Below are 2,816 nucleotides of genomic sequence, written 5' to 3' on the forward strand. Positions count from 1 at the left end.
TTACGGCTACTACGTGGGCACTTACTATCCCCGGGAATACATGAATTCCGGTCTTATGATCCTGAGGCAGGCCGAACACTATCTGCGTGACGACTGGCGGCTGGGGCTGGCCAGGGCATTCGTTTACGGTGCTCTAGGGAATATACTCTTCAACCTTCGCGTTTACGTCTCCCGAGGGAAGCACCTTTCCGAATACATTTCGGCCATCGAAGAAATCTTGGGCTATCTCAACGAGGCCGGAAGTCCAGCCGAACTCATGGCCCTTGAGGGCCGAGCTCGGGAAGTCTATTACAGCGCCTTCGACGTGATTACCGAAAATCCAGAATTCCGTTTCGAGGGCCGGAGCCGTCGGCCCCCAGCCAACCGGATGAACGCCCTTATTTCTTTCGGTAATTCGTTGCTTTATGTTACGGCCCTTTCGGAGATCTACCGCACTCATCTTGATCCGCGCATAGGGTATCTTCACGAGACCAACGAGCGAAGTTTCTCCCTCAATCTGGACCTGGCCGAGATCTTTAAACCCCTGGTGGTTGACCGGGTGATCTTTTCCCTGATCAACCGGCGCGAGATAGGCCCCGAGGATTTCCGGGAGGAACTGGGAGGGATATACCTCAAGGAACGAGGGCTCAAACGGTTTATAGAAGCCTATGAGGAACGGCTCTCGCGAACCGTGATGCACAAAAAGCTAGGAAGAAAGGTCTCCTACCGGCGGCTCATCCGGCTTGAATGCTACAAACTTTACCGTCACTTTCTCGGGGAGGAACTCTATTTTCCCTACGTGAGAACGCGGTGAGATTCGTTTGGGGCTACAATTTCCAGTTTTGGAAAATAGGTGCGATAACGCCGAGATCAGTATTTCTTTCTCGGCCCACTCAGCCAGAACCCTTGCGGACCAATCAAACCAGCAGGGATCCTCGGTGAAAATGTCAAGAATTACATTGAATCTACGGGAACGGGCATCAATCTTCTCCTCTGGTAAGGGCCAAAATCTCATCGGTGGAAAGCTTAACCGTTCCCCGGCCTCGCATGTGCTTTATAAGGATGTGTCCTTTCCCAGGGGCCGTCTTTTTTTGACCAACTTGAGTCCCCCTTCCTCCGGAATGAATTCCACCTCTGTTCCGGGCAGAAATCCGAATTTTTCGCGCCATTTTTTAGGAATGGTTACCTGACCTTTAGAAGTTATCCGCATTTTACCCTCCTGAACCGGAACTTGAAGTAAGAATCTTACTCAAAGAAAAAAAACTCCGTCGAGATTCCTGTTGAAATTTAGATTGAAAAAGAGATAGAATTAGATAAAAAAGTTCACACCGGCTAAGGGACGCGCTGGTGTTCGTAATTTTGGTTTATGATGCCGGGGCAAAACGGGTGCAGAAATTCCACAAAATCTGTCGGAAGTATTTAAACTGGGTTCAGCTTTCGGTGTTTGAAGGGGAGCTTACCGAAGTTCAGCTCGAGCGTCTGCTGGCCGAGCTACGGGAAGTGATGAATTCCGAGGAAGATTCGGTGATCGTTTATGGCTTTCGCACCAGGCGGTATTTCGTGCGCAGGGTGATCGGACGTAAGAAGGACGACCCCGACCGACGTTTCTGGTGATCTCTTTGACTTCTGGCCGCCGGACCACTCAGGATTTTTACACTACCGAAGGTCCAGCGGCCAAAAAAAGGCTTTTACCTCTTCCCATGAATTCTCAAAATTGGTATAAATCATTGTAAAGATTGCTCCCCCTTTTACAGGGGTTTCGAGCCTACCTATAAGGAATGGAAACGCGGCTTTGTGTATCAAGCTAATTTCGAGGTCTTAAATGTTTCGAGCCTACCTATAAGGAATGGAAACTCCGCAACATTATGCGGCTCTACAAAATGAAGCTCGGTTTCGAGCCTACCTATAAGGAATGGAAACTTGGTGGAATTCTGGGAGGTATAGTTGGTGGATTGGTGTTTCGAGCCTACCTATAAGGAATGGAAACATTCATAAATCTCGCTAGCATTGTCGATTATGTAACGGGTTTCGAGCCTACCTATAAGGAATGGAAACCTAAGTACCTTTCCCTAGAGGGTTACGCAGGTTCCCGCGTTTCGAGCCTACCTATAAGGAATGGAAACTGACTTTGAGGCCTTCGTTCACAACGAGTACTGGCGCTAGTTTCGAGCCTACCTATAAGGAATGGAAACTATAGGTATCGGAATTAAATGGGGACTACACGATCCAGTTTCGAGCCTACCTATAAGGAATGGAAACCCGTGAACATTTATCCTGTTGCGATCATTAAATTGCGTTTCGAGCCTACCTATAAGGAATGGAAACTTTTCTCAAATCTTCTTCTGTCTTAATGGTTTCAAGGTTTCGAGCCTACCTATAAGGAATGGAAACACCAGATAGCTTGGGAATGCTGGCAGATTTGCCATGCGTTTCGAGCCTACCTATAAGGAATGGAAACCTTCTAGTGAGGTTAAATTTCTAAAACTCAAAGAAGGTTTCGAGCCTACCTATAAGGAATGGAAACGTCAATAAGGTCTGAGCCGACGTGTCGGAATCGCCCGTTTCGAGCCTACCTATAAGGAATGGAAACAGGAGCCGGAGGAATGGGCCTCCGACTCCCCGGAAAAGTTTCGAGCCTACCTATAAGGAATGGAAACTAGTGAGACCGGTGGCGATTTTGCGATGCAACTTATAGTTTCGAGCCTACCTATAAGGAATGGAAACTTGGGGGCCTCATTGGTGGAATTTTGGGCGGTATAGTTTCGAGCCTACCTATAAGGAATGGAAACTATTTTGAGCAGGCCTGTAAGACCTGTAAACGCAACCTGTTTCGAGCC

At 48.1% G+C, this 2,816-nt stretch carries 3 protein-coding genes and 1 CRISPR repeat array; of the genes, 2 read left to right on the forward strand and 1 reads right to left on the reverse strand.

Going from position 1 to position 2,816, the window contains the following annotated elements; genetic code table 11:
• A partial coding sequence (gene cas1b / locus TDIS_RS10485; RefSeq protein ID WP_068671841.1) for a type I-B CRISPR-associated endonuclease Cas1b occupies positions 1-793 on the forward strand: 793 nt, incomplete at its 5' end.
• 240 nt (positions 794-1,033) lie between these two features.
• Here the strand turns inward: cas1b and TDIS_RS10490 are convergent.
• Positions 1,034-1,189 carry an AbrB/MazE/SpoVT family DNA-binding domain-containing protein gene (locus TDIS_RS10490; protein WP_208595711.1) on the reverse strand — a complete coding sequence of 52 codons (156 nt, stop codon included), beginning with the start codon at positions 1,187-1,189 and terminating at the stop codon, positions 1,034-1,036.
• A 137-nt stretch (positions 1,190-1,326) separates the two neighbouring features.
• On the opposite strand from TDIS_RS10490, the gene cas2 reads away from it, so the two are divergent.
• The gene (cas2, locus tag TDIS_RS10495; RefSeq protein WP_068671842.1) at positions 1,327-1,593 is read left to right on the forward strand and encodes a CRISPR-associated endonuclease Cas2; all 267 of its coding nucleotides are present in this window, start codon (positions 1,327-1,329) and stop codon (positions 1,591-1,593) included.
• Between the two features lie 142 nt (positions 1,594-1,735).
• Positions 1,736-2,768: a CRISPR direct-repeat array (repeat unit 30 nt; unit sequence GTTTCGAGCCTACCTATAAGGAATGGAAAC).
• The last annotated feature ends 48 nt before the right edge of the window (positions 2,769-2,816 follow it).

It is taken from the genome of Thermosulfurimonas dismutans (assembly GCF_001652585.1).
In the GTDB taxonomy this organism is placed as follows: Bacteria; Desulfobacterota; Thermodesulfobacteria; order Thermodesulfobacteriales; family Thermodesulfobacteriaceae; genus Thermosulfurimonas; species Thermosulfurimonas dismutans.